This is a genomic window from Streptomyces sp. CB02366, from assembly GCF_001905905.1.
Taxonomy (GTDB): domain Bacteria; phylum Actinomycetota; class Actinomycetes; order Streptomycetales; family Streptomycetaceae; genus Streptomyces.
Map to the genome: position 1 here is coordinate 22,368 of NZ_LIVT01000019.1, position 22,508 is coordinate 44,875.

The 22,508-nt window shown below is 71.6% G+C and carries 23 protein-coding genes and 1 pseudogene; 15 read left to right on the forward strand and 9 right to left on the reverse strand.

Going from position 1 to position 22,508, the window contains the following annotated elements; translation table 11 throughout:
- The first annotated feature begins 252 nt into the window (after nucleotides 1–252).
- The 12 genes from AMK24_RS32805 (at nucleotide 253) to AMK24_RS29855 (ending at nucleotide 11,590) form a co-directional block, all read left to right on the forward strand.
- Nucleotides 253–618: a hypothetical protein gene (locus tag AMK24_RS32805; protein ID WP_079190693.1), complete on the forward strand. Its 366-nt coding sequence runs from the start codon at nucleotides 253–255 to the stop codon at nucleotides 616–618.
- A 236-nt stretch (nucleotides 619–854) separates the two neighbouring features.
- Nucleotides 855–1,514, forward strand: a complete 660-nt coding sequence (locus tag AMK24_RS29805) for an ATP/GTP-binding protein (RefSeq protein WP_073772054.1) — start codon at nucleotides 855–857, stop codon at nucleotides 1,512–1,514.
- 35 nt (nucleotides 1,515–1,549) lie between these two features.
- Nucleotides 1,550–2,242, forward strand: a complete 693-nt coding sequence (locus AMK24_RS29810) for an SAF domain-containing protein (protein ID WP_073772016.1) — start codon at nucleotides 1,550–1,552, stop codon at nucleotides 2,240–2,242.
- Nucleotides 2,243–2,244: 2 nt separating this feature from the next.
- Nucleotides 2,245–3,114 carry a hypothetical protein gene (locus AMK24_RS29815; protein WP_073772017.1) on the forward strand — a complete coding sequence of 290 codons (870 nt, stop codon included), beginning with the start codon at nucleotides 2,245–2,247 and terminating at the stop codon, nucleotides 3,112–3,114.
- On the forward strand, nucleotides 3,107–4,672 hold the full coding sequence (locus AMK24_RS29820) for a CpaF family protein (protein WP_073772018.1): 1,566 nt from the start codon (nucleotides 3,107–3,109) through the stop codon (nucleotides 4,670–4,672). The genes AMK24_RS29815 and AMK24_RS29820 overlap by 8 nt, the downstream gene beginning before the upstream one ends.
- Entirely contained in the window at nucleotides 4,669–5,634 is a 966-nt protein-coding gene (locus AMK24_RS29825; protein ID WP_079190694.1) for a type II secretion system F family protein, read from the forward strand. The genes AMK24_RS29820 and AMK24_RS29825 overlap by 4 nt, the downstream gene beginning before the upstream one ends.
- Complete coding sequence (locus AMK24_RS29830; protein ID WP_079190695.1) at nucleotides 5,631–6,527, forward strand: hypothetical protein; 897 nt, start codon at nucleotides 5,631–5,633, stop codon at nucleotides 6,525–6,527. The genes AMK24_RS29825 and AMK24_RS29830 overlap by 4 nt, the downstream gene beginning before the upstream one ends.
- Nucleotides 6,528–6,540: 13 nt before the next feature.
- Nucleotides 6,541–6,729 carry a hypothetical protein gene (locus AMK24_RS29835; protein ID WP_073772019.1) on the forward strand — a complete coding sequence of 63 codons (189 nt, stop codon included), beginning with the start codon at nucleotides 6,541–6,543 and terminating at the stop codon, nucleotides 6,727–6,729.
- Between the two features lie 42 nt (nucleotides 6,730–6,771).
- Nucleotides 6,772–7,188, forward strand: a complete 417-nt coding sequence (locus AMK24_RS29840) for a TadE/TadG family type IV pilus assembly protein (RefSeq protein WP_242435310.1) — start codon at nucleotides 6,772–6,774, stop codon at nucleotides 7,186–7,188.
- The gene (locus AMK24_RS29845) at nucleotides 7,185–7,643 is read left to right on the forward strand and encodes a TadE/TadG family type IV pilus assembly protein (RefSeq protein WP_073772057.1); all 459 of its coding nucleotides are present in this window, start codon (nucleotides 7,185–7,187) and stop codon (nucleotides 7,641–7,643) included. Before AMK24_RS29840 ends, AMK24_RS29845 begins: the two co-directional genes overlap by 4 nt.
- On the forward strand, nucleotides 7,640–8,104 hold the full coding sequence (locus AMK24_RS29850) for a TadE/TadG family type IV pilus assembly protein (protein WP_079190697.1): 465 nt from the start codon (nucleotides 7,640–7,642) through the stop codon (nucleotides 8,102–8,104). Before AMK24_RS29845 ends, AMK24_RS29850 begins: the two co-directional genes overlap by 4 nt.
- 3 nt (nucleotides 8,105–8,107) lie before the next feature.
- Nucleotides 8,108–11,590, forward strand: coding sequence for a LysM peptidoglycan-binding domain-containing protein (locus AMK24_RS29855; RefSeq protein ID WP_073772021.1), 3,483 nt, complete (start codon nucleotides 8,108–8,110; stop codon nucleotides 11,588–11,590).
- Nucleotides 11,591–12,453: 863 nt separating this feature from the next.
- On the opposite strand, the gene AMK24_RS29865 is transcribed toward AMK24_RS29855, so the two are convergent.
- The 5 genes and pseudogenes from AMK24_RS29865 to AMK24_RS29880 all read right to left on the reverse strand — a co-directional run.
- Nucleotides 12,454–13,377: a transposase family protein gene (locus tag AMK24_RS29865; RefSeq protein ID WP_206780350.1), complete on the reverse strand. Its 924-nt coding sequence runs from the start codon at nucleotides 13,375–13,377 to the stop codon at nucleotides 12,454–12,456.
- Between the two features lie 402 nt (nucleotides 13,378–13,779).
- Nucleotides 13,780–14,493, reverse strand: a complete 714-nt coding sequence (locus tag AMK24_RS29870) for an AbiTii domain-containing protein (RefSeq protein WP_073772023.1) — start codon at nucleotides 14,491–14,493, stop codon at nucleotides 13,780–13,782.
- Nucleotides 14,494–14,542: 49 nt separating this feature from the next.
- Nucleotides 14,543–15,268 carry an AbiTii domain-containing protein gene (locus tag AMK24_RS29875; protein ID WP_073772024.1) on the reverse strand — a complete coding sequence of 242 codons (726 nt, stop codon included), beginning with the start codon at nucleotides 15,266–15,268 and terminating at the stop codon, nucleotides 14,543–14,545.
- A gap of 52 nt (nucleotides 15,269–15,320) precedes the next feature.
- Nucleotides 15,321–15,602 carry a hypothetical protein gene (locus AMK24_RS33795; protein WP_143203748.1) on the reverse strand — a complete coding sequence of 94 codons (282 nt, stop codon included), beginning with the start codon at nucleotides 15,600–15,602 and terminating at the stop codon, nucleotides 15,321–15,323.
- A 499-nt stretch (nucleotides 15,603–16,101) separates the two neighbouring features.
- Nucleotides 16,102–16,452, reverse strand: a pseudogene (locus AMK24_RS29880) (relaxase domain-containing protein); the annotation flags it as partial.
- A gap of 219 nt (nucleotides 16,453–16,671) precedes the next feature.
- On the opposite strand from AMK24_RS29880, the gene AMK24_RS29885 reads away from it, so the two are divergent.
- Nucleotides 16,672–16,875 carry a hypothetical protein gene (locus AMK24_RS29885; RefSeq protein ID WP_143203749.1) on the forward strand — a complete coding sequence of 68 codons (204 nt, stop codon included), beginning with the start codon at nucleotides 16,672–16,674 and terminating at the stop codon, nucleotides 16,873–16,875.
- A 218-nt stretch (nucleotides 16,876–17,093) separates the two neighbouring features.
- Nucleotides 17,094–17,399 carry a hypothetical protein gene (locus AMK24_RS29890; RefSeq protein ID WP_073772026.1) on the forward strand — a complete coding sequence of 102 codons (306 nt, stop codon included), beginning with the start codon at nucleotides 17,094–17,096 and terminating at the stop codon, nucleotides 17,397–17,399.
- Nucleotides 17,400–17,753: 354 nt separating this feature from the next.
- Here the strand turns inward: AMK24_RS29890 and AMK24_RS29895 are convergent, their stop codons facing one another.
- The 4 genes from AMK24_RS29895 to AMK24_RS29910 all read right to left on the reverse strand — a co-directional run bounded on the left by AMK24_RS29895 (nucleotide 17,754) and on the right by AMK24_RS29910 (nucleotide 20,122).
- Nucleotides 17,754–18,050, reverse strand: coding sequence for a hypothetical protein (locus AMK24_RS29895; RefSeq protein ID WP_073772027.1), 297 nt, complete (start codon nucleotides 18,048–18,050; stop codon nucleotides 17,754–17,756).
- A 121-nt stretch (nucleotides 18,051–18,171) separates the two neighbouring features.
- Entirely contained in the window at nucleotides 18,172–18,999 is an 828-nt protein-coding gene (locus AMK24_RS29900; RefSeq protein WP_073772028.1) for a hypothetical protein, read from the reverse strand.
- A complete protein-coding gene (locus tag AMK24_RS29905; protein WP_073772060.1) occupies nucleotides 18,996–19,895 on the reverse strand; it encodes a sigma-70 family RNA polymerase sigma factor in 900 nt (299 codons plus the stop codon). Before AMK24_RS29905 ends, AMK24_RS29900 begins: the two co-directional genes overlap by 4 nt.
- 2 nt (nucleotides 19,896–19,897) lie before the next feature.
- Nucleotides 19,898–20,122 carry a hypothetical protein gene (locus AMK24_RS29910; RefSeq protein WP_073772029.1) on the reverse strand — a complete coding sequence of 75 codons (225 nt, stop codon included), beginning with the start codon at nucleotides 20,120–20,122 and terminating at the stop codon, nucleotides 19,898–19,900.
- Nucleotides 20,123–20,948: 826 nt separating this feature from the next.
- On the opposite strand from AMK24_RS29910, the gene AMK24_RS29915 reads away from it, so the two are divergent.
- Nucleotides 20,949–21,620 (forward strand): alpha/beta hydrolase, encoded by a 672-nt coding sequence (locus AMK24_RS29915; protein WP_073772030.1) that lies wholly within the window; start codon nucleotides 20,949–20,951, stop codon nucleotides 21,618–21,620.
- Nucleotides 21,621–22,508: the final 888 nt, after the last annotated feature.

The following is a 22,508-nucleotide window of genomic DNA, read 5'->3' on the forward strand; positions in this document are numbered from 1 at the left end:
GGTGCAGTGATCAGTTCAGCGCATGCGAATCAGGGAACACGGCCCGGCCGCAACCGAACGCGACCGGCCGGTCTGCTCATGGCCGCCTGTGTGCTCATCGCACTTCCGGCGTGCTCCTCGAATAAGTCCCCTTCCAACGACGCGAAAGCGACCGTGTCGCCTTCCGCGTCCCCCTCCGCGACAAAGTCCCTGGACCCGTCCGAGGCGGCGGAAGCAGAGGCGGTAAAAGCCTATTCCGGTTACTGGCGGGAGATGGAGCGCGCCTACGCCGCAGCGGACGTCGACGCCTCCAAGCTCAAGGACTATGCGAACGGCGTTGCCCTGGTGAAGGCCCAGGTGGACACCGAGCGCATGAAGAAGAAGGGCAGCACCCTGTCCGGCGGGGTCACGATCACCAACGCCACCGTCACCCGGCTCGACGACAGCAAGAAGCTGCTCAAGGCGGAGCTGTCCAGCTGCCTGGACGTCACGAAGTGGATCTCGCTGGACAAGGAGGGCAAGCCCGTCGCCCTGCCCTCCACGCGGGTGACCAAGTACGTGGCCACGGCGACCATGGAGCGCTGGACGGACGGCTGGAGGGTCCTCACGGCTCAGCCTCACGCGGACCAGCCGTGCTGACCCGCAAGGCCATCACGGCCCTGGCCGCCGTGTCCCTCCTGTGCGCGGCGCCTGCCGCGGTGGTTGATGAACCCGACATCGACGTCGGGGGGTGCAGCACGGAGTGGATCTGCGCCGAAGTCGGCACGGGCGGCAAGCCCGGCGGGCGCCCCTCGGGAAGCGGTGGGGGAAGCGGGGCGGGAAGCAGCGCCGGCGGGAAGCCCTCAGGCGCCGGAAGCAGCAAGCCTCCCAACTTCATGCCGTGCGAGATCCGCAAGCTCGACCCGCAGCCGGGGCCCGGCAGCGACCTGTGGGAGGGCCACAAGCCCGGCGACGGGGCCATCTACGTCAACACCTGCGCGAGTTCGGGGATGGGCGAGGGCACGGACGGGGCGGTGGGGCTCGCCTTCTGGGCCGCCGACCAGCCGCCGCCCGGCGTGCCCCCGGAGGTCCTGGCCCAGCGCGCCGTCGACCAGATGCTCCTCAAGGGCCCCGCGATCGGGATCACGCCGAAGCCCGGCGGCAGGGGGGTGGTCGGCATGCCGGTGTACCTGTGGACCGAGAAGGGCCCGGAGACGTACGGGCCGAACACCGCGAGCGCGTCGGCCGGCGGCATCACCGTGACGGCGACCGCGAAGGTCAGCCGGATCGTGTGGCAGATGGGCGACGGGAAGACGGTCACCTGCACCACCGCCGGCACCCCCTACAAGGCCGCGTACGGCAAGAAGCCCTCCCCGGACTGCGGGCACCGCTACGAGGCCCCCTCCTCGACCACCGGCTCCGGCACGTACCACGTGACCGCGACGTCGACCTGGACGATCGGGTGGGAGGCCACCAGCGGGCAGAGCGGCCAGCTCACCGAGGTACGCGACAGCGCCGTGGACATCACGGTCGCCGAGGTCCAGGTCCTCAACTAGCCATCTCCAGCACCACGTAGAAGGACACGAAGCCCATGGAATCCCCTGCCGCGCCGACGGTGCCGCGCCCGGCCGCCCCGTCGGCCGCCCGGCCCGAACTTCCCATCACCGCCGCTGTGCCGGTCAAGCGGGAGCGGCGCTGGTCGGTCGCCGCCCTCTGCGTCGTTCTCGCAGCCGTCGCCGGACTTGGGGCGGCGGCCGCCGTCACCTCGGCGGGCGACCGTACGAAAGTGCTGGCGGTCGCCCGCGACGTCCCGGCCGGCCAGGCGCTGACCGAAGCGGACCTGGCCGTCGCCGAGGTCAGCTCCGACGCCGCCCTGGGCCCGGTTCCCGCCGGGCAGAAGACGTCGATGCTCGGCAAGCGCACCGCGGTCGATCTGCGCAAGGGCGGACTGCTCACCGCCACGCAGCTCACGGCGGGGACCGGGCTGGGGGACGACAAGCAGCAGGTGGGCGTGCAGGTGAAGCGCGGTCAGGCCCCGGCCGGCACGCTCGCTCCGGGCGACCGGGTCCTCGCCGTCACCACCCCCGCCCAGGGCGAGCAGCAGGCCGGGGCGGCCGAAGCCCCGCCCTCGACGATCGGCGCGGTCGTCGTGACGGTCTCCCGGCCCGACGCGTCGGGCAACGTGGTCGTCAACCTGGCCGTCGCCCAGAACAAGGGCCCGCTGCTGGCCACCCGGGCCGCCCAGGGCCGTATCGCTCTCGTCCGCGAACCGCGAGGGCAGTGACCATGCCCGTCACCGCTCTGGTCTCCGCGAAGTCCTGCGGGGTCACCACCTCCGCCCTCGCGCTCACCCTCGCCTCGAAGAGGCCCACGCTGCTGGCCGAGTGCGACCCGGCCGGAGGCACGATCCGCGCCGGGTTCCTCCAGGGGGAGGTCGGCGCCGGGTACGGCCTGTACCACCTGGCCACCGCCGAGCGGACCGGGCCCGACGCGCTGGCCAACGCCTTCGCCAGCCACCTGTGGCCCATGGACGAAGCCGGGCACCGCAAGCTGCTGCCCGGCCTGACCGACCCGGGGCAAGCCGCGGCGCTCACCCGGACCTGGCCCGCCCTGTCGGAGGTGGTGCACGTCCTGGCCGACGACGCCGACTACGACGTCTTCGTCGACGCAGGCCGCCTCGCCCTGGAATCCGGCCGGCTCCACCCGATGCTGACCCCGGCCCCGATGCTCCACCGCGCCGACCTCGTCCTGCTGGTCGTGCGCGGCACCGAGCAGTCCCTCACCCTGGCCCGGCACCTGGTGGACCCGCTGCGGACCGAACTCACCGAACGCGGCTCGGGCGCCGAGGCCCTCGGGCTCCTTCTCATCGAGGACGGCCCCTACCGTGCCCACCAGATCACCGAGTCCCTCAAAATCCCCGTGCTCGCCGCCCTTCCGAACGATCCCGCCACCGCGGGCTACTTCACCCACGGGGGCCGGCCGCCGCGCGGCTACGGCCGCAGCCCGCTGCTGCGGCACGCCCGCACCGCGACCGAGCAGTTCGAGGCGGCCGTCTCCCGCCGCAAGATCCAGCGCCAGTACCCGCCGCGCGCGGCGAACCCGCAGCTGGCCGGAGCGCTCAAGCGGCTCACCGACAGGGGCAGGTCCCATGGCTGACACCCAGCAGCGGCCCGGCGGCGGCCAGCCCGCCCCCATGGGCCGCGACGACATCGCCGGGCTCCTGAGCGGAAGGCTGGCCCAGCGCCGCCAGCCCGAACCGGCCCCCGCGGCCCCCGCGGCTGCGGCGGCGCCGAGCGTGCCGCTCGCCGCCGCCCAGGCGCACGCCGCCGCCGTCCCGCGTCTGGCCGGGCTCCCCGGCGAGATCCCCGTGGGCTGGGACGTGATCGAGGACCTCCAGGCCCAGGTCTCCAAGAACCTCAGCGCCAACGACCCGGACAAGCTCCTGGAGGAGAGCGACCGCAGGGCCCTGGCCAAGTCCCTGGTGCGCACCGCGGTCGCGGACTGGGCCACCAAGTACGCCCAGGGCAACACCCCGCTGAGCGCCGAGCAGGAGACGGCGATCGGCAGCGCCGTCTTCGACTCCATGTACCGGGGCGGGCGCCTGCAATCGCTCCTGGACCAGGAGGGCGTCGAGGACGTCATGGTCGACGGGCTGAAAGCCCATGTGGAGTACCACGACCGGCCCCGGCGCACGATCGAGAAGGTCGCCGACAGCCACGAAGAGCTGATCACGTGGGTCAACCGGATGGCCCGCCTCTCCGGCCACGGGGAGCGGTCCCTGACCCAGGCGACGCCGATGGTCGGGTTCCGGATGCCCGACGGCTCCCGTGTCACCGCCTCCCTCCTGACGACGCGGCCCTCCGTCGTGATCCGACGCCACCGCATCCGCCAGCACGGCATCGTCGAGCTGGTGCGGTGGGGCACCCTGAACCCGTTGCTGGAGCGGTTCCTGATCGCCGCCGTCCACGCCAAAATGAACGTTTTGGTCGTCGGGGACATGGGGGCCGGCAAGACGTCCCTGCTGCGTGCGCTGGGGCGGGAGATCCCGGCGGCGGAGCGGCTCATCACGCTGGAGTCCGACCGGGAGCTCTACCTGGACGAGCCGGGCCCCAAGCCCGGCCCGGTGACCTTCGCGTTCGAGGCCCGGCAGTCCAACGGCGAGGTCCGGGTGGGCACCAACGCGGGCGAAGTCACCATCAGCGACATGTTCTCCACCGCTCTGCGGTACAACGCCACCCGCGTCATCGTCGGCGAGGTCCGCTCCACCGAAGTCCTGCCGATGCTGCAAGCGATGTCCGCCGGCGGGTCCGGGTCGATGTGCACCCTGCACGTACGGCGGCCGCACGCCATCGTCAGCCGGCTGGTCCAGCTGTGCACCGAGGCCGGGATGCAGACCGAGGCCGCCCATCACCTCATCGCCTCCAGCATCGACCTCGTCGTCTACCTCACCTACCTGGACGAAACCGCGATCGGCGGGCGCAAGCACCGCTTCGCCAGCCACATCTACGAGGTCCACGACGTCGTCGGCGAAGGCGGCCGGCCCGTCACCACCGAACTCTTCGCCCCCCAGGGGCCGGAGCCGCGCGCCGTGTACAAGAACATGCCCACCTTCATCGACGACCTGGAGCGCACCGGGCAGTTCCACCGGCACTGGCTCACCGAGAACCCGCTGGGGGCGTGGCTGGGGCCGCTGGAGACGGTGGGTGCGCGATGACGTCCTCCCAGCTCGCTCTCGTCGCCGCCTGCTGCACCGTGGTGGCTCTCCTGGGAGTTCTCGCGGCCGTGCGGGAGTTCCGCGGCCGGGTCGTGGACCCGTCGAAGCCGGCGTCCCGTGCGGCCGGCCGTCTGGCGCGCGCCAAGGCGGAGCTGCCCGCCCGGTGGCAGCAGCGGTGGCGGCACCTCCTGGTCACCGCCGGGGTCGTCGCGCTGCTGGTGTGGGCGTGGACGGGGTGGCCGGTGCACGGCTTCCTGGCCGGCGCCGCCGTGGTGGGGCTGCCCTACGTGCTGAACCCGGGTACCGCGGCGACGCTGCGTATCGAGCGCCTGGAGGCGCTGGGGCAGTGGCTCAACCACCTGGCCGGGGTCCACCAGGCCGGTATCAGCCTGACGCAGACGATCCGGGCGTCCGCGAAGGCGGCCCCCGCCCCGATCGCGCCGAACGTGCGGGCGCTGGCCGGCCGGTTGAGCGCGGGCATGGAGGCGGGCGACGCGTTCTCCCTGCTGGCCGACGAGCTGGCCGACGGCGTCTCCGACCACGTCGTGCTGCTCCTCCAGTCCCACGCCGTGTACAAGGGGCTCGGGCTCTCCGATGCTCTGGAGGCGCTGGCCGTCACCATCCATCAGCAGGCCGCAGACGCCCGCGACATCGAGGCCGACCGGGCCAAGGTCCGCAAGAGCTCGCGGATGGTCTCCACGGTGATCTGCGTCGTCGTGGTCGGCTGCATGCTCAACGACGCCTGGTCGGGGTGGTACCAGTCGCCGGTCGGGCAGCTCGTCCTGGCCGCCCTCGGCGCCCTGTTCGCCTACACGCTGCGCTGGCTGCGGAAGATCGCCCGGACGCAGCCCGACCCGCGGCTCATCGACCCGCTGCCCGAGGACCGGCGCCTGCGTCTGCTCTCGGCGGGCCAGTTCGGCCCCGGGCAGCAGGCCCGTCCCGCTCTGGAGGATGTCCGGTGATCCCGATGGAAGCCGTTGTGCCCGCAGCCGCCGCCGGGGCTCTGATCGGTCTCGCCGTACGGGCGGCCCTGCCCGCGCGGCGCGACCTCACCTCGGCCCTGGAGCGTCTGGACGTCGCCACGAGCAGCCCGGCGCTGCCCCCGGTGGCCGCGTCGGCGGCGGCCGGCGGGTTCCAGGACCGGGTGGGGGCCCGGCTGCTGAGGGAGTTCGGGGGCCGCATCACCCTGCCCCACCACGATCTGAACCTGCTGAGGATCAGCCCGGCCGCGCACCTGGGGAAGCGGTTCCTGTTCGCCCTGTACGGGCTGCTGCTCCCCCAGCTGCTACAGGCCCTCCTCGCCGCGGCCGGGACTCCCTTCCCCTACGCGGTGCCGGTGCTGGTGTCGCTCGCTCTCGCCGCCCTGTTCTGGTTCTGGCCGGTGAAGGAGGTCGCCCGGGAGGCTGCTGCCGCCCGGCTGATCGTGCGGCACGCCGCCGCCTCCTACCTGGAGCGGGTGGCGCTCGCCCGCATCGCGAACTCCGGCGCCGCGCAGGCCCTGACCCAGACCGCCGAAGTCGGCGACGGGTGGATCTTCGTCCGGATGCGGCAGGTGTTCCACCAGGCCGACCTCGCGGGCGTCACCGTCTGGGACGCGCTGAAGCAGCTCGGCGAGGAACTCGACATCCCCGAACTGACCCGCCCGGCCGACACCCTCGCCCTCGCCGGTGACGGGGCCGCCGTCTACACCACGCTCCAAGCGCAGGCCCGGCAGCTGCGCGTCGCTCTGCTCTCGGACGCGAAGGCCCAGGTCAACGAGGCCAGCGAGGCCATGGTCCTGCCGGTCACCCTCGGCGTCGTCCTCATGCTCACCTTCGTGATGATCCCCGTCACGATGACCATTCTCGGAAGCTGAAAAGGAAGCACCCATGGACATTCAGACCCTGACCGTGTGGATCCAGGGCCGCTACGCGGCGCTCAAGGCCGGCAAGGACGCCGGGGCGACCTCCACCGAACTGGCCGTCATCACCGGAGCGCTCCTGCTGGGCGCGGGCCTCCTCGTCGTCGCGGTGCGCACGAAGCTGGCGGAGAAGATCGGCATCATCAACGGCGGCTGAACGGCCGTCGAGGAGACAGCTCACATGAAAGGGGGACACGCAGTGACGGCAGGGAAGCCCAGAGGCGTACGCGGCTGGCGGCTGCGGGCCCGGGGCGACCGCGGGTTCGGCAGCGTGGAGCTCGCCGTCCTGGCCCTCGTCGTTCTCGCGTTGGCCTTCACCGCCCTCCAGGCGGGCCTGTACTTCCACGGGCGCAAGGCGGCGCAGTCCGCCGCCCGCCACGGAGTCGAGTCCGGGCGCCAGTTCGGCTCCGGGCCGGGCGACGGCGTCGCCCAGGCGCAGGCGTTCCTGGCCCGGTTCGGCGGCAGCGTGGAAGGGGCCAGCGTGTCCTCGTCGGGCAGCAGCGCCCAGCAGATCCGCATCACCGTGCGGGGGAAGGTCGCCACGCTCGTGCCCGGTCTGACGCTGGAGATCGTCCAGCACGCCGAAGCACCCGTCGAACGGTGGACCACCCCATGAGCATCCGTGCCCGCCTCCGGTCCGCCCGGCCGGGGCTGTGCCGTGACCGGGGGTCCTACGCCCTGGAGACGGCGGTCCTCGCCCCCGTCATGATCAGCCTGCTGCTGCTGCTGATCGCGTTCGGGCGCGTCACCGACGCCGACGGGGCCGTCGACTCCGCAGCCCGCGCGGCCGCCCGCGCCGCGTCCCTGGAGCGCGACGCGGGCACAGCCCAGAGCGCGGCGCGGGCGGCCGCGGACCGCAGCCTCCACGGAGAGGGCATCACGTGCACGGTCTCCAGCGTCGACGTCGACACCGGCGGTTTCTCCCTGGACCTCGGCGTGGACGCGACGGTCACGGCGAAGGTCGCGTGCACGGCGCCCCTGTCCGACCTCGGGCTGCCGGGCCTGCCCGGCACCAAGACCCTCACCGCTTCGTGGTCCAGTCCCATCGACACCTACCGGGGGCGCGGATGACCACCCGTACCCGGCGCTGGGCACGGGCGCGCCTCGATGCGCTGTCGGCGGGCGGCCGGCGTGAGGAAGGGTCGGTGTCGATGTTCTTCGCCCTGGCCACGATCGCGGTCCTGATGGTGATGGGGCTCCTCGTCGACGGCGGCGGGGCGCTGAACGCGGCGAACCGTGCCACGTCCGTCGCGCAGGAAGCCGCCCGTACCGCCGGGCAGCAGATCGACCCCGCTCAGGCGATCGAGGGCACCGCCATCACGATCGACCCGGACGCCGCCGTCGGGGCGGCCCAGGACTACCTGGCCGCCGCCGGCGTCCAGGGCGACGTACAGGTCACCGACGGCGGGCAGGGCCTCCGCGTCACCGTCCACGACACCTACACCACCCTGTTCGCCCAGTTCGTGGGCAGGGGCACCATCCACGTCACCGGCACCGCGACCGCCCAACTGATGACCCAAGCTGGAGGCTGACCCATGCCCCGCACCCCCGCCCCGCTGCGCACCGCCGGTGTCCTGCTGCGGGCCCTGCTCGGCCTGGCCCTCCTGTTGGCCCTCATCGCCGGTGCCCCCTACCTGCTCCTGGCCGTGGGGCACCAGCCCACCGAACTGTCCGGCGGCCTGGACCTGCTGATGCAGCAGGACGACGGAACCCTGTTCCTCGTCGTCCTCACCTGCCTGGGCTGGGCCGGGTGGGCGCTGTTCACCCTCTCCGCCCTGGTCGAGTTCGTCGCCGTGCTCCGCCGCCGCTCCGCCCCCAGGATCAAGGGGCTCGGCGGCATTCAGTCACTCGCCTCGTTCCTCATCGGCAGCATCGTGCTCCTGGCCCCCACCGCGGCCTCCGCCGCGACCAGCACGCCCGCCGTCGCCGTCAGCACCGTCCACGTCGCCCAGGCCGGACCCCACTCCCCCGCAGGCGCAGGGGCTACCGCGGCGGCCCAGGAAGCGGACCGGCCCCAGCACACCGTCCAGTCCGCCACCGAACTGCCCTGGGACCTCGCCGAGGAGTACCTGGGCGACGGGAAGCGGTGGAAGGACATCGCCGCCCTCAACCCGCACATCCCGCAGCTCGCCACCGGCGACCAGTTCCTTCCCCAGGGCGCCGTCCTCCACCTGCCCGCCGACGCCCGCCCCGCCGCTCCGGCCAGGAGCACCGCCCCGGTGGCCAACTCCACCGCCGATCGCGACGAGGCCCCCCGCACGCCCGCCCACACCTCGTACAGCGGGGCCGCGGGCGCGGGCGCCGCGCAGCCGGACCGGACAGCCGCGGACGAGGCCCCGGCCGCTCAGCGGCAGTACACCGTCGAGGCCGGTGACAGCCTGTTCGGCATCGCGCAGGACCAGCTCGGCGACGGTGAGCGGTGGACCGATCTGTACGAGGAGAACCGGGGCAGCAAGCAGCCGAACGGGCAGACGTTCACCGACCCCGACCTGATCTACCCCGGCCAGGAACTCGTCCTGCCGCATGCCGGGCCCGCCGGCGTCGAGGACGCCGCCCTGGAGAGGAGCACCCCGCCGCCCGACCGGACGGCGCCCCCGCAGGCGGAGGCGGACATCGGGGCGGAGGAGACCCCGGACCGGCAGGAGCCGGACTCGGCTGCCCCGGCACCGGGGCCGAGCCGTACGGCGAAGCCCACTCCCCCGGCCCCCGCCCCGTCCACGGCCCTGCCCTCGACCCCTCCCAGCACCTACCCGGCGCCCGCCGCGCCCAGCACCGCCCCCGCCGCCTCCACGGACGGCGCCGAAGACCAGGAGCGGGCGGGCTCCCGCGTCGGGGTGCTCGGGCTGGCCGCTACCGGCGCCCTGGCCGCCGGAATCCTCGCCGCTGTCGGCGCCCGCCGGATCCTCCAGCAACGCCGCCGCCGGCCCGGGCGGCGGATCGCGATGCCCCAGGGGCAGGCCGCCCGGACGGAAACGGCGCTGCGCTCCGCCGACGCCGGCGTGGAACTCGCCCTGCTGGGCGCAGCCCTGCGAACCGCCGCCCTGCACCTGGCCGACGAGGGCCGCCCGCTGCCGGACCTGGCCGCCGTCCAGCTCGGGGCAGAAGGAATCCGGCTCCACCTGGACGCCCCCGCCCCGCCCTGCCCGCCGTTCACCGCGGGCCCTCAGCAGAGCATCCGGTGGTGGTGCCCGGCCGGCTCCCAGGAGCTGCTGCCCGAGGACGAACTCCGCGAAGTCGACGCCCCCTACCCCGGGCTCGTCGCCCTGGGCCAGGACGAGGACGGCGCGATCGTCCTGGTCGACCTCGAACACCTCGGGGCCCTGCACCTGACCGGGGCCGCCCGGATCGACGTGCTGCGCACCCTGGCCGTCACACTCGCGCTGTCCCCGCTCGCGGGTCAGCTCGACCTCGCCGTCGCGGGTGAGGACACCGCCCCGGGGCTGTCGATGCTCGACGGCGACCGCATCACCCCCTACCCCGATCTCGCCGGGGCGGTGGAGGCGATGACCCGTCACCACGACGAGCAGCAGCAGGTCCTGGAGGCGCTCGGGGAGCAGGGGACGCTGGGCCAGGCCCGCCCGTGCGAGGACGTCGGTGAGCTGTGGCCGCTCGTCGTCGTCGCGGACCTCGACACCTGCAACGCCACCCCGGAGGCGGTGGAGGGTCTGTGGGAGCGGCTCGGCGGACCGGTGCGCACGGCCATGGCGATCATCACCAGCAGTACCGGCACACCGCCGGACGACGTCGCATGGTCGGTCGACACGGACGCGCCGGCCGTCACGGTGCCGGGCACCGACGTCAGCGTGATGCTGTCGGCGTGCTCCGCCGAGGAGTACGCCGACATCCTGGAGCTGGCGCTCACCGCGGACTCCCCCACCGACGTCCCCGCCCCCGCACCGGCACAGCAGCCCCGCGGTGACGAACGGTCGGAGAGCGACACAGCCGAGAGCGACACGGCGGCGCCGGGGCCCGCCGCGCCCGCCGAGGCGGGGGCGGCCGACGGTGAGGCGCCGCTGAAGGGTGATCGGCGTAGTGCTCTCGCCGACCTTGCCGACCTGGAGGACGAAGCCCCCGACGAGGAAGAAGGAGAGGAGAAGAAGGAGGAGGAGGGCGGGGCGGGTGCCGAGGCGGGGCGGCAGGAGGCGGCTTCGCGGAGGAAGCCCTCCCCCGCCGCCGCGGCGGCCTCCCTCTCGGACGTCGTACTGCCGGCGGTTGTCTCCGCGCCGCGCGTCAGCGCCCGCATCCCCCTGCCCACCGAGCCGGAACAGGACGCCGCCCCTGTGGTGCGGGTGCTGGGACCGGTGGATGTACAGGGCGCGCGCGGCACCGTGGCCTCCAACCGCCGCACGCTCGCCCTGGAACTGACGGTCTGGTTGGCCCTGCACCCCGGGGCCACCAACCACCAGATCGACGAAGTCCTCGCCCCCGGCGGCCGGGTCACCCGCGACACCCGCAACTCCCGGGTCGGCGACGTCCGCCGGTGGCTGGGAGCGGACGCGGACGGGAACCGCTACCTCCCCCACGTCAGTACCCAGCCGGACAAGCTCTACCGGCTCGCCGCCGATGTGGACTGCGACTGGACACGCTTTCAGCGCCTCGTCGCCCAGAGCCACGCCACCGCCGACGCCGAGACGGGCCGGCGTCTTCTGCACCAGGCGCTCGACCTGGTCGCCGGGCGCCCGTTCTCCGGGATCCCGCCCCGCCGCTACGTGTGGGCCGAACCGCTGGTGCAGGACATGATCTCCGCGATCGTCGACGCCGCCGACGACCTCGCCGCCCAGTACCTCGACCAGGAAGATGGCCGCGGCGCCCTGTGGGCGGCGGCCCGGGGCCTGGACGCAGCGCGGGAAGTGGAAAGCCTGTGGCGGCACAAGTTCCGCGCCCTGGCACTCCTGGGTGACGACAACGGCCTGGAGACCGCTGTCCGCCAGCTCGAAGCGCTCCTCCTCGACCTCGGCTGCACCATGAGCGAAGAGACCGGAGCCATCCTCCAGGCGCTCCAGGCCACCCGCCGCTGACAACGCCGGGGAGAGGGCGTGCCGCTGACCCGATTCCTGACCCTCGCAGGTCAGCGGGCACATCCCCGCCCTGCTGGCACCGCTGACCCAAGCGCTGCCCCAAGCCGTCATCGAACAAGGGTTCCTCACAGGGCCGGATCGTTCTCCCGCTTCAAGAAGTCAGGAAACGGAGGATCCCGCCGCTGGCCCCTGTGCCTCACAGCGCGTACAAGGGCCCGGCGGACACCCACCGGTGTCACGGCCGCTCGCGTCGGTGGCGAGGCCGCCGGGCGGGCTGACCGCTGCGAGCAGGAGAAACGGGCGCGACCCACGGTTAACAGTGCTCCCGCCACTCCCCGCGTCACCCCAGCCCCCGGGGGGGATAGCCAGCGCAACCGCCCAGCCCCGACGCCTGCGGCTCTGAACCTCACCGCCGACTCGCCGAGCGCCAGGCCGTGGCGCCCCGCGAACGGCAGGCCATGGTGACGTGCGAGCGCAAAGTGCCCCGACCTGGGGTGGTGAGTGGAACTGACCACCTGCGGGAATGGAGGGCGCGGGCAGGAGGAAAGGTGGCGGGGCCCGGGGCGAGCAGCCGACGTGTGGCAGGACGAGCTGGAACGTCTGGGTGCCGCCTTCGGCTTCGCCTTCTCCATCCTCTTCCGGCCCCCGCCGGAGCACGCCGCGATGCTGCGACGTACCTGCAGAACGCCCGTCGGCTGCTGCATGAGGGCGAGTTCGACAAGGCGATCGGCCGCGCCCGCCAGGCCATGGAGCGCATCTTGGAAGTGGCCGACTGGCCCCAGATCAGCAAGAACGACGACCTCCACTAACGAGTTGGTGCGTGATAGCGGGTGGCGTGTGTTTGGCCTGGGCGTGGCCTGTCTTCAGGTGGTGACGGTGCGGTCTGAGACGAGGCCGACGATGGCGCGGTAGGTGTCGGGGAGGCGGTCGCGGCGGTGGGTCCAGCGCGTCAGTTGCTTCCATCGTTTGTGGTCGGCGAGGGCGTGCTCGACGCTGATGCGGTCAAAAGAGTGGCCGTGGCGGTCGCGTTCCCACTGCTGGACTCTGCCGGGCAGCGCTCCCGACCGCGGCTTTCTGGGCGGGGTGATCGCTTGCCCGCAGTGGTCTCGGCTCAGGTCGGGGTAGCCGTCGTCCAGGAGGGCCTCGACGTCGGGAAAGTGTTGGAAGCAGACGGCGATGCCTTCGTTGCGGGCGGCTGTGGCATCGTGCATACGTCCAGGCCGCAAGGTATCGGTCCATAGTGTGCGGCCACGCCAGTCAGTAATGACGGTGGCCTTCATGGTGTTCTGCTTCTTCTTGCCCGAGACGAACGCACGTCGTCCGCCGCGGTTGGCCGGTGGTCTGCGGACCTGGATCTCGGTGGCGTCCAGCCGCAGCTCGATGCCTTCGGCCTGGGCATAGGCGAACACGTCCGTCAGCGTCCGCAGACGCAGGCCGGGGCGGTCGGGGACCGCGCACCCCCGCTCGGCCAGAAGCGCGCGTATCTCCTGGACGGCCCGGGTGATGGTGGAGCGATCGACGCCGAACAACAGGCCCAGGACCGAGTGCGGCAGATCATGGCACAGATGGATCAGCGTGGCCACCAGCCGGTCGACGAACACCAGTCGGTGACGGGCGCCGGCACCAGCAGCCCGCTTCCTGCCCCCACCCCGCGCAGCATGGCGGCGGCCTTCGACACCGGCCTGCCATGGCACGGCCAACTCCTCGATCAGGCGAGCCAGATGATGCCGCGAGATTCCGGTGAACAGCCGATGCGCCAGGACCGCTCGATTGACCTTGATCGCCACAACCGGATCATGCCACCTGCCAGCAAGGGCACCTCACCCACTACCACGCACCAACTCGTTAGCGACCGATCGAGTGGACACCGCCCCTGGAAGCCGGGAAGCGCACGAACTGGCCGATCAGGGGTGAAACGCGATGCGGCGTTGCACCCTTAGACAGCCGGGGACGGGGTGGCCTCCAGGGCCATCCGGGCGTTCGTGCTGGGAGCGAGGGGGTGGTGCTGGACACAGCGCACGGTGCCCTCCTGCGTCGTGGGCAGCCGGCCTTCTGTCTCCCGCAGGACGACCTCGGCGAGCGTCTGGGGCCCTGTCCTTCAGCCGCTGGTAGGCGGGGCGCCGAATCTCGGCGGGACGGCGTGAGTTCCTGCCGCTGGTGAGCATGCAGTCACCAGTGGGCACCGCGGGTCAGCGTCGAGGCCACCAACGGTGGTGCGGGCGGGTGGGAAAGCTGACCGTCGCGCTGTGGCGGTGGGGAGCGATGACGTGGACCGGTGAGTGGTCGCCGACAGTGATGTTGATCGTCTGCGCCGCTTGGTGCACCTGGCCCACTGTGGGCTCTGACTCTCCCGGTTCCATGGTGGCGCGCAGTTCGGCGACGAACTCCAGCAGCCGGTTGCGAACCTGTTCGAGGATGTCGTGGAGGGCCGAGGCGTGAACCGACCAGTAGATTCTCTCCACCACCACCCCCTGCCCGGAGCGCTCGCTGGTCATCAGACGAGCCAGTTCCGCACTGCCGGGTAGGCCAAATTTGAACGGTGTATGAGGGTCCTGATTGGCAATCAGGTTCTGGATCTTGCCAACGCTGAAGGTGACGGGCAGCTGCTCGGATACCAGGTCGTGGGCAACATCGGGGAGGGCGAGGACACTGATGGTCTCGTTGCGTCCCTGCGAGAAGCGGGAATGCGAGTCCATCTGCAAAGGCGCGGTGATCGTCCGGTAGGTGGGCAGCGGCATGCCGGGACCGGGGTAGCCCTGCAGTTCGTTGCGCGCCCAGAGGCGCAAGGGCTCAGAGAACGCGCGACCGCCCAGGACGATCACGAGCCGCAAGAGTTGCTGGATGGGAACCGACTCGTCCAAGACGTCCTGCTCGAACTTGTCCAGGGGCGGTTGCTTGCTCATGCGGACTACTCGCTTCTTGCCTACGGAACGGACAGGACCCCAAGACCTGTTACCGGGGGAGCTCCAGTGGGGCGTCGGCCGGGACGGTGGCGGTGGCGTCCTGTTCCGCGTAGGCAACCGGTGCGCTCACGGTCACCGGGGAGTTGTCCCCGACGGTGATGTGGATGCTGGTGAAGGCACGCTGGACCTGCTCGGACGTCGGCTCTTCCTCTCCGTTCGGCAGGGCAGAGCGCAGTTCGGCAACGAATTCAGTGAGCCGTGTGCGTATCTGATCGAGGATGCCTTCCAGGGTCGCCGTACTGACGGACCAGTACACCGACGTAACGACCAAGAAGGGATTGCCCTGCCGCTGACGCTGGTCACGGGTCATCAGCCGGGCAACCTGCGCCATGTTCGTTCCCCCGAGTCGGATGTGCTCCCCTTCCCTGGAGCCCGCGGTCACCTGGATCTCGTGGACACCCCAGGCGATCGTGACCTCGTTCCCGACGTCCTCCACTGTTTCGGGCAGGTCCCGGGGGCTGATGTCCTGCCCCTTGAAGTGGTCCCTTCCCGCGAGCGTGTCGGCTTTCAGTTGCGCCGGGACCTTCCGGTATGCCGGCACCTCGCCCGTAGGGTCGCTGTATCCCTTCAGCTCCTGTTGGGCCCATGTGCGCAGAGAGGCGGAGGAGGCGTGCGCACCCATGATCAGAACTTGGCGCAGGATCGAAGCGAGCGCGACTGAGTCGTCCAGGACGTCGCGCTCAAGACGCGCCAGCATGCTGAGGGATTGGTCCACGAGGAGGGCTTCCTGGTCGGAGGAGTGCGCGTGGGGGCTGACGTAGGACGGTTCAGGACATCTCGAGGAGGGCGACGACCGCAGCAACCACAGCAGCAACCGAGCCGACGGCCGTCCAGACAACGGCGGAGCGGTGCCACCACGGCGGGGCAGGGGCAGGTTGCGCCGTCGGATTGACGCTGATGCTGGCAGTACCCCCCTGCTCGGCGTAGGAGAAGGGCGCCGACACGTTGACTGGAGAATGATCTCCTCCAGTGATGTCGATGCGCTGTCCCGCCCCTGAACGAGACGGCGAAGACGAGGGATCGGCCACGGGTTCAGGATCGGAAGTCATACCGCCTCATTCCAACAACATCAGTTCGCCGGACCATAACAGCCGACACCGACATTGCTACCTGCCCTCAGGCCCCGTGGTCGTGACTCCGCCCCCAGCAAGGGTGGTGAGCCCGAAACGGAGATCGCTCCGGATTGGAACTGCCTCTCGCCGACCTCGTCGACGCCGACGACTTGCCCTAATATCGAGCCGGGCGTCGTCTTCGAGGACGATGACCTCGAAACGTGGCGGCGACAGCAACAGGAACCGGACACCTGGGCGCAGTTGTCGAACGAGCAGCGCGAGCGCCTGACCGCCCTGGGCATCCGCGGTGCCGCGCTTCCCGTGTCGGCCGCCGCCCCGGCAGAACTCCCTGCGGCGCCGACCGACGCGGCCAGGGCGCGCGCAAGGCCGGGAGCAACGCGCAGGCGGCGTTCCAGCGGGGCCTGGCAGCCCTCACGCAGTGGGTCGAGCGGGAAGGCACCCACCAGCCGGTGCCGCGTGGCGCGGTCGTCGAGGTCGCCGTCGGCGGAGGCCGGAACACGAGGTCGAAGGCCAGCCACGGGGTGCGCTCCTTGGCCTTGTCGCTCTTCGCCGACTGGTTGTGCTCGATGGGCCTGCCCAGCACGGTCGCCCGCCGAGCCTGCGCCGGGCTCTTGCCCTGGTCCAGGAGCTCGCGCTCGATCCGGTCGGCATCGGGGTGCCGGCCTTCCCCCAGGAGGAGCTCGGCCTGCCGCTCGCTCACCACGTCCCCGGCCGTCAGGCCGAGCGCGGCCAGGCCCCGGCCCTTCCACACGCCGGGCGGGGCACCGACCTCGTCCTGGGCGGCGCGCAGCGGCGTGCCTACGGCGCGGTGGCCGTCGCCGACCATCACGCCACGGAAGAGGTAGCGCACCCCGGCCCCCGGGCGAACTGGCGACATGCTGATCATCAGCCCATGGAACCCCTGCGCTGACCTGCATAAAAGCGTGATCCGGGGTCCTTCCCACCGGACGGGAGACCATCACCAGATCTTTACCGGGGCGCCCGCCGGGCGGTCCGTCGGTTCAGCCCGAGACAGTAAGCCACCGGTGTGTGCACTCTCCTGCGCATGGAAATCATCCGAGCCGGAATCCCCTGTCCTCTCTGCCCCGCGATCACCGGGGAGCTGGTGTACCTGGTCCTCAGCGCCGAGTTCTCCTTTCCCCAGCGAGAGGTCGTCAGGGACCGGTGGTGTCCCGCCGACTGCCACCTGCTCCACCCCGACCGCTGGAGGGAGGAGATGCCGCCGCTCCCCGGCGACGAGGACGTCTGACGACGCCGTGCGAATACTGCGCCGCAACCACACGAGCCCCACCAGCCCCAAAATCGCCATGCAAGCGACTCCACCGTCGTCGAGCGCACGCCAGCACACCGCTACCCCGAAAACCCATCACGACTGAGCGCCACGTCACCAACGCCCTTCAACACGACCAGCCACCACCGCCCCCGGCCGACCGGCCGGGGGCTTCGTGCGTCCTGGAGGAGTTCGCCGTGCCCACGTACGAGACCCTGCCCCGCTTCGCTGCCGACCTGGACCGCCTCACCCCGGAACAACGCCGCAAGTTCCGTCAGACCGTGGCGGCCTTCGTCGAGGACCTGCGTGCCGGAGGACGCTTCCGCGCCGGGCTGCGGATGAAGCGCGTCCGCTGCTCCCCCGGCGTCTACGAACTCACCTGGTCCGCGGGCAGTGGCCCAGCAGGGCGCGCCACGTGGCAGTACGGAGCCCCATGCCGTCCCGGCACCCCGCACGTCATCTGGCGTCGCATCGGCACCCACGACATCCTCACCGGCCCGTAGCGCCTCACCGGGTCGCGTCCGAGTCGAGAGGCGGAGCGCCTGCGGCCCTGTGCCGAGGGGGTGGATCAAGGGCGTCGATGGCCCGTCGGGTCGCGGAAGCTCTCGAAGTGCCGGAGCCGCACTGCGACCGGGTGACATCACCGACGAGATGTTCCGGGCCATGGACACGGCCAGGTGGCAGGGACTGCAGAAGGATCTGTGCGCCCTTGCCGCCAACGTCCGCGCCGACGCCGAAGGCCGGTGCAACAGCGCGGAACCCGGGTGGCGGGCCGGAGTCGAGTGGACTTTGCTGTAGATCGAGAACACCGCCGCCCAGCTGACCGAGGGCAGGCCGGGCGGGGGGGCGGCCCGGGGTCAGGGCGTGTCGCCGGAGTAGTAGAAGCGGCAGCTGACGCCGGGGCCGGAAGTGCGGGGCTCGCCGGGCTGCGGGTCGTACAGCGCCCGGCCGCCGGGCCACCGGGCCAGCTCGGGGGTCAGGGCGACGCCGTCGTCGACTTCCTCGGTGCGCCAGCCGTGGATGTCGAGCAGCAGGCCGTCCAGCGGGCCGCCGACCAGTTCGGCGTAGGTCCGGTGCGGGAGCGGGCCGGCGTTCGGGTCGTCGTGGTCCGCGCCGTAGACGCGACCGTCCAGCAGCTGCTCGTCACCGTTCATCCGACCAGCCGGCACCGACAACGGGGGTGCGGAGACGGCGTCGGGCCCGGCCGGTGTGGCCGGGCCCGAGGCGGGAACGATGCGGTGCTACTGGGCCTGGAGGGCGCCGCAGCGGATCGGTTCAGCGGGTTGCGGCCTCGTCGGCGTGGCGGTCGCGCTGGCATTGGTGGCGGTCGTCGCCCGGCCGTGGCCGGTGACGGGACTGTGAGCGGGGCGGAAGGCCGCTGGGGCGAAGAGAGCGGTCGGCTGTGTTCAGCCGGTCGCGGACCTGGCGGGCGAAGTTCGGTCCCGGCAGCGGGATCTCACTGTCCGGTTCGCGAAGGTAGCCGCTGGCCACGGCGAGGGGCATGTAGGCCATCAACTCCATTACGACGGAGGAGCGTTGACGGGTGACGTGTCGGGCAAGCTGCCTCAGGACGCGCAGCAGGGTGGTGGTCGAGACGCCGTCACCAGCCTGCAGGAGGGCGGGGAGGCCGGGATCGTCGGCGCAGCGAATCTCGGTGCGCGCCGCAGGGGCTCGGGAGGCGGGTTTGCAGGTGCCAGCTTCGTTGGTCTGGGTGTGCCACCAGCTGGCGACGTGGGTCTCGCCGAGGGCGAGGTGGTGGAGGTAGAGGCAGTAGGCGGCGGCAGGTTGTCCGGCGCCGGCGGCGTACTGCCACCAGAAGCGAGCGCCGTCGTCGGTGTCGCTGAGCTGGAGCACGCAGGCCAGGACCAGGGCGGCGCGGGGTGCGGGGATCTGGTCGGTGACGAACTCGCCGACGGCGGTGGCCGGGGTGTGCCGCACCACGGTCTCGCACAGCGCGCGCAGGTCGTCGGCCGCCGACTCGGTCGTCTGCCTCGGAGTGACGGCACCTCGCCAGGTCGTGTCACGAGTGGGGACGGTGTCACGTGGAACGGTGCGGTCGAAGGCGAGCAGCGCCCGGGAGAGGACGGCGTCCAGTGTGGTCATGGGGTGGGTCCTTCGGTCAGGTGCAGCTCGGTGGTCTCGGTGATGAAGCGTCGGGCATGGCGTTCGTCGGACCGTACGGCGGCGATCGGCACTCCGAGGAGATCTGAGGTCTCCCGGATGCAGAAGCCGCACAGGTGCCGCAGCACCATGACGTCCATGTGGTTGTCGGGCAGCCTGCTGATCGCGAGGAACAGCTCGATGCTCTCCGCCAGCTGGTCCGTCCGCGCTTCGGAGTCGGTCTCCTCGAGGAGAGCGAGGGTGTCGAAGGCGCCCTGCACGAGCAGCGGTCGGTCGTCGCGGTGAGCGGCGCGGGCCTTGACCGTAGCGCGCAGGAGGTTCCAGGCATAGCGACGGATGTCGGGGCTGGCGAGGGCCTCGTCGAAGCTGAGCCAGAGGATCGCGAAGGTGTCTTCCACCGCTTGGTCGCGGGCGTCGCCGGTGAGGAAGACGCTGGCATAGCGGACGTAGCCGCCTTCGACGGTGGCGCGCAGGGCGTCGTGGGCAAGGGGCGGACGGCCGGAACCGGCAGTGGTGACAGTGGGTCCGCCTTCGCCGGAGCGGTCGATCCAGTCGCTGTTCTTGCCCACGTCCAGAGCGGCCTGCTGCCACAGCCGGTACAGCGGCCAGCGGGGGACGTCCAGGACGGTAGCGACGCGGTGTATGACCTCCCAGCGCGGATAGTGCCCCACTCCGCGCAGGAGCTCGGAGAGCTTCGACTTGGCAAGGACGACGTGGAGGCTGAGGTCGGCCAGGGTGTAGCCGCTGGCGAGGTAGCGATCGCGGGTCGGCTCCAGCCACGCGGCGTGGGTGGAGCCGACGGTGGGGGCGATGGGTCCGAGCTTGCGGCCGGGACGGACCGGAACCGGCCCGGAGGCGGGCCCCGGTGCGGGGAGCATCGTCACAGGGTGCCGTCCTCATCGTCAGGCACCGCCGCAACCCGGCGTCCGGAGGCCGGCGTGGTCCGGGCGCGGTAACCGCCCAGGACCTGGGTGACGGTCAGTCCGAGAACCGGGGCGAGCCCGGCGATCAGGGCCGCGTGGCCCATCGCCGCCATCACCAGGCTCCACGTCAGCACCACCACGAGCGCCAGCATCATTGCCGCCGCTATCTGTTTCCTACTCATCACCCATCCTCGGTATCGGGAGTCGGCCGGCGCGGCATCCGGAAGTGCCACCGCGCCATGAAGGGATCTCCATCAACGAGCGGGTGCCGTGCCGCTGCTGATGGGCCCTCAGCATGGACCCGCTCCCATCAGCAACGCTACGTGATCATGGAATTACGGAACATTAGAAATCGCAGACGATCAGTCACGAGCGCGGAACAGACCATTCCGGGGGACGTCCAGCACACCGGGCACGTCCTGTGGGTGAAGTTCCCGGTTTTCCTTGCAAACCGATCCCGTACGTCGTCCCATGGGGGAGGACACCTCGGTGTCGGTCCTTCCATCCGGAAGAACGGTGCGCCCCCGTGCCGAAGAAAGAGGGGATCGCGCCACCTGCCCTGCCCGGCCTGTCGTATAGGCCGGGCAGGGCAGACCCCTGGCACGGAGGGGAAGACGACCGTAGCGCAGCCCGCTGACAGCACTCCGCGCTGTTGCGGTCTTCATCCTCGGTCGCAGCCCACCCTGGGCACCAGGACGCGACCAGCACGCAGCCGGGGCCGGGACTCCGGACCCCTCGGCTACCGGCGGCGGCCGATGCCGAACCGGCCGCAAGGCCTCGCCACCAGCGCTTCGGCCCCCGCGCGTTCGGCCTTCTCCGCCTGGCGGCGCGCAGCGCGCTCCGCCTCTACGCGATCGTCGGCCTGTTCTGCGCACAACCCGCACAGCCCGCACCGCTGGCCGTGCCACGAGGACCGAGCCGTGTATCGAAAGTGGATCAAGGTGGTGGTGGGGCCGTGGTGCGGGGCTAGGCTCACCGGTCTGGTGTCGATCTGAGGAGACGGACGAGTTGGCTGTTGTGGTGCTTGTTCACGGCCTGTATCACCGTCCCGAGCACTTTGCGGTGGTGGCGGAAGGATTGCGGGCAAGCGGAATCGAGGTTGCTGTGCCCGAGCTCCACCGCGGTTCTTTGGCTGCTGACACCGTCGCCGTCCAGGCCGTCATCGACGCGTTGCTCGAGCCGCCGGTCGTCCTCGGCCACTCCTACGGAGGGTCGGTGATCACCAGGATCCGCAGGGCGGCACACCTGGTCTACCTGGCAGCGTTCGTGCTGGATGTCGGCGAGAGCGCGGCCAGACTGGGTGGCGCGTCCCAACGACTCAAGGACGCCATCGTCACCGAGCCGGACGGCTCAACCAGCTTGCACCCCGGCCTGGCCATCGGCACCCTCTACGGCGACTGCCTTGAACCCCTCGCCGCGCGGGCGGTCGACCTGCTGCGTACTCAAGCTCCAGGCTGCGGACGAGGAGTTCCCCAGCGCCACAGCTGGAAAACGACTCCCTCTACCTACGTCATCTGCGCGCTGGACCGGGCAATCGACCCCAGCCTCCAACGGACCATGGCCGCGCGCTGCACCGACGGGCGCGAATGGCAGGCAGGCCACTCGCCGTTCCTGGGGCAGCCTGACCTCGTCGTGGAACTCCTGCGAGAACTCCTCCCCACCCGCAGCGCGTCCCGGTGAAACCGGGATGTCCCGCGAGCCAGCGCGCGAACCCGCCCCGGCCGGACGGTGCTTCGGGCCGGGCCGACGCGGTGATGTGCGGGAGCAACGAGCGGCCCCTGGCCGGGGTGAGGGCTCCGGCCCGGGCCAGGCGCAGCAACGCGTCCAACGCGCCCGGGCCCCGGCAGCGACCTGTCCGGCGCGAGCGGCCAGCCAGGGGTGGGCAGTGTCTGGGGCGGTGGTGTTCAGGTGCTCGAGGAACGAGGCGGCCAGCCACACGGCGTTCTCCTCGTCGGCGAGCAGCAGGTACCCGGCGTGCTCGTCCAGCACGCCCAGCCACGCCGGGGACGGAGCGGAAGAAGAACCCGGTAGCGCGTGGGGCCGCCCCGCTCCCGAGCCGCCGCCAGGACTCCCCCGTCCAAGGCAGGAGCGCGGGCCCGGTCGGCTCCGGTGCCGTGCAGGATGCCCGACGTCTTCCCGTACACCTCGCCCTACACATCCAGGGCCCGCTCCTGCGCACCGCCCAACGCCATCCACGTCAGCCAATACGGCAATCCCCGCCACCCGCGGCCAGTGAAAGCCACCCGGCCGCTTCAGATGCCCACGCAAGACCTCCGCCACTTCCCGTACCCGCTGCACCGCGTCAGCGGTCGGGTCCGCGCCCACCCCGTCGGCGGGTGCCTCAAGGCTCTCGTCGGCGGACGGCGCCGGCGCCGTATCAGCCGCCCGGGCCGGGGCACGGTCCATGGTTGCCGCACGCCCGGCTGGCACCAAGTCGTCCGGCCCGGCGCCGACGGCAGACTCCCCGACGGGCAGAGCAGTCAACGGGAGGGCGGGCCGGCCAGGGCGTTCACCGCCTCCAGCAGGGCTGCGGCCGCGGGCTTCAGGCCCACCGTGACCGGGGTGCCC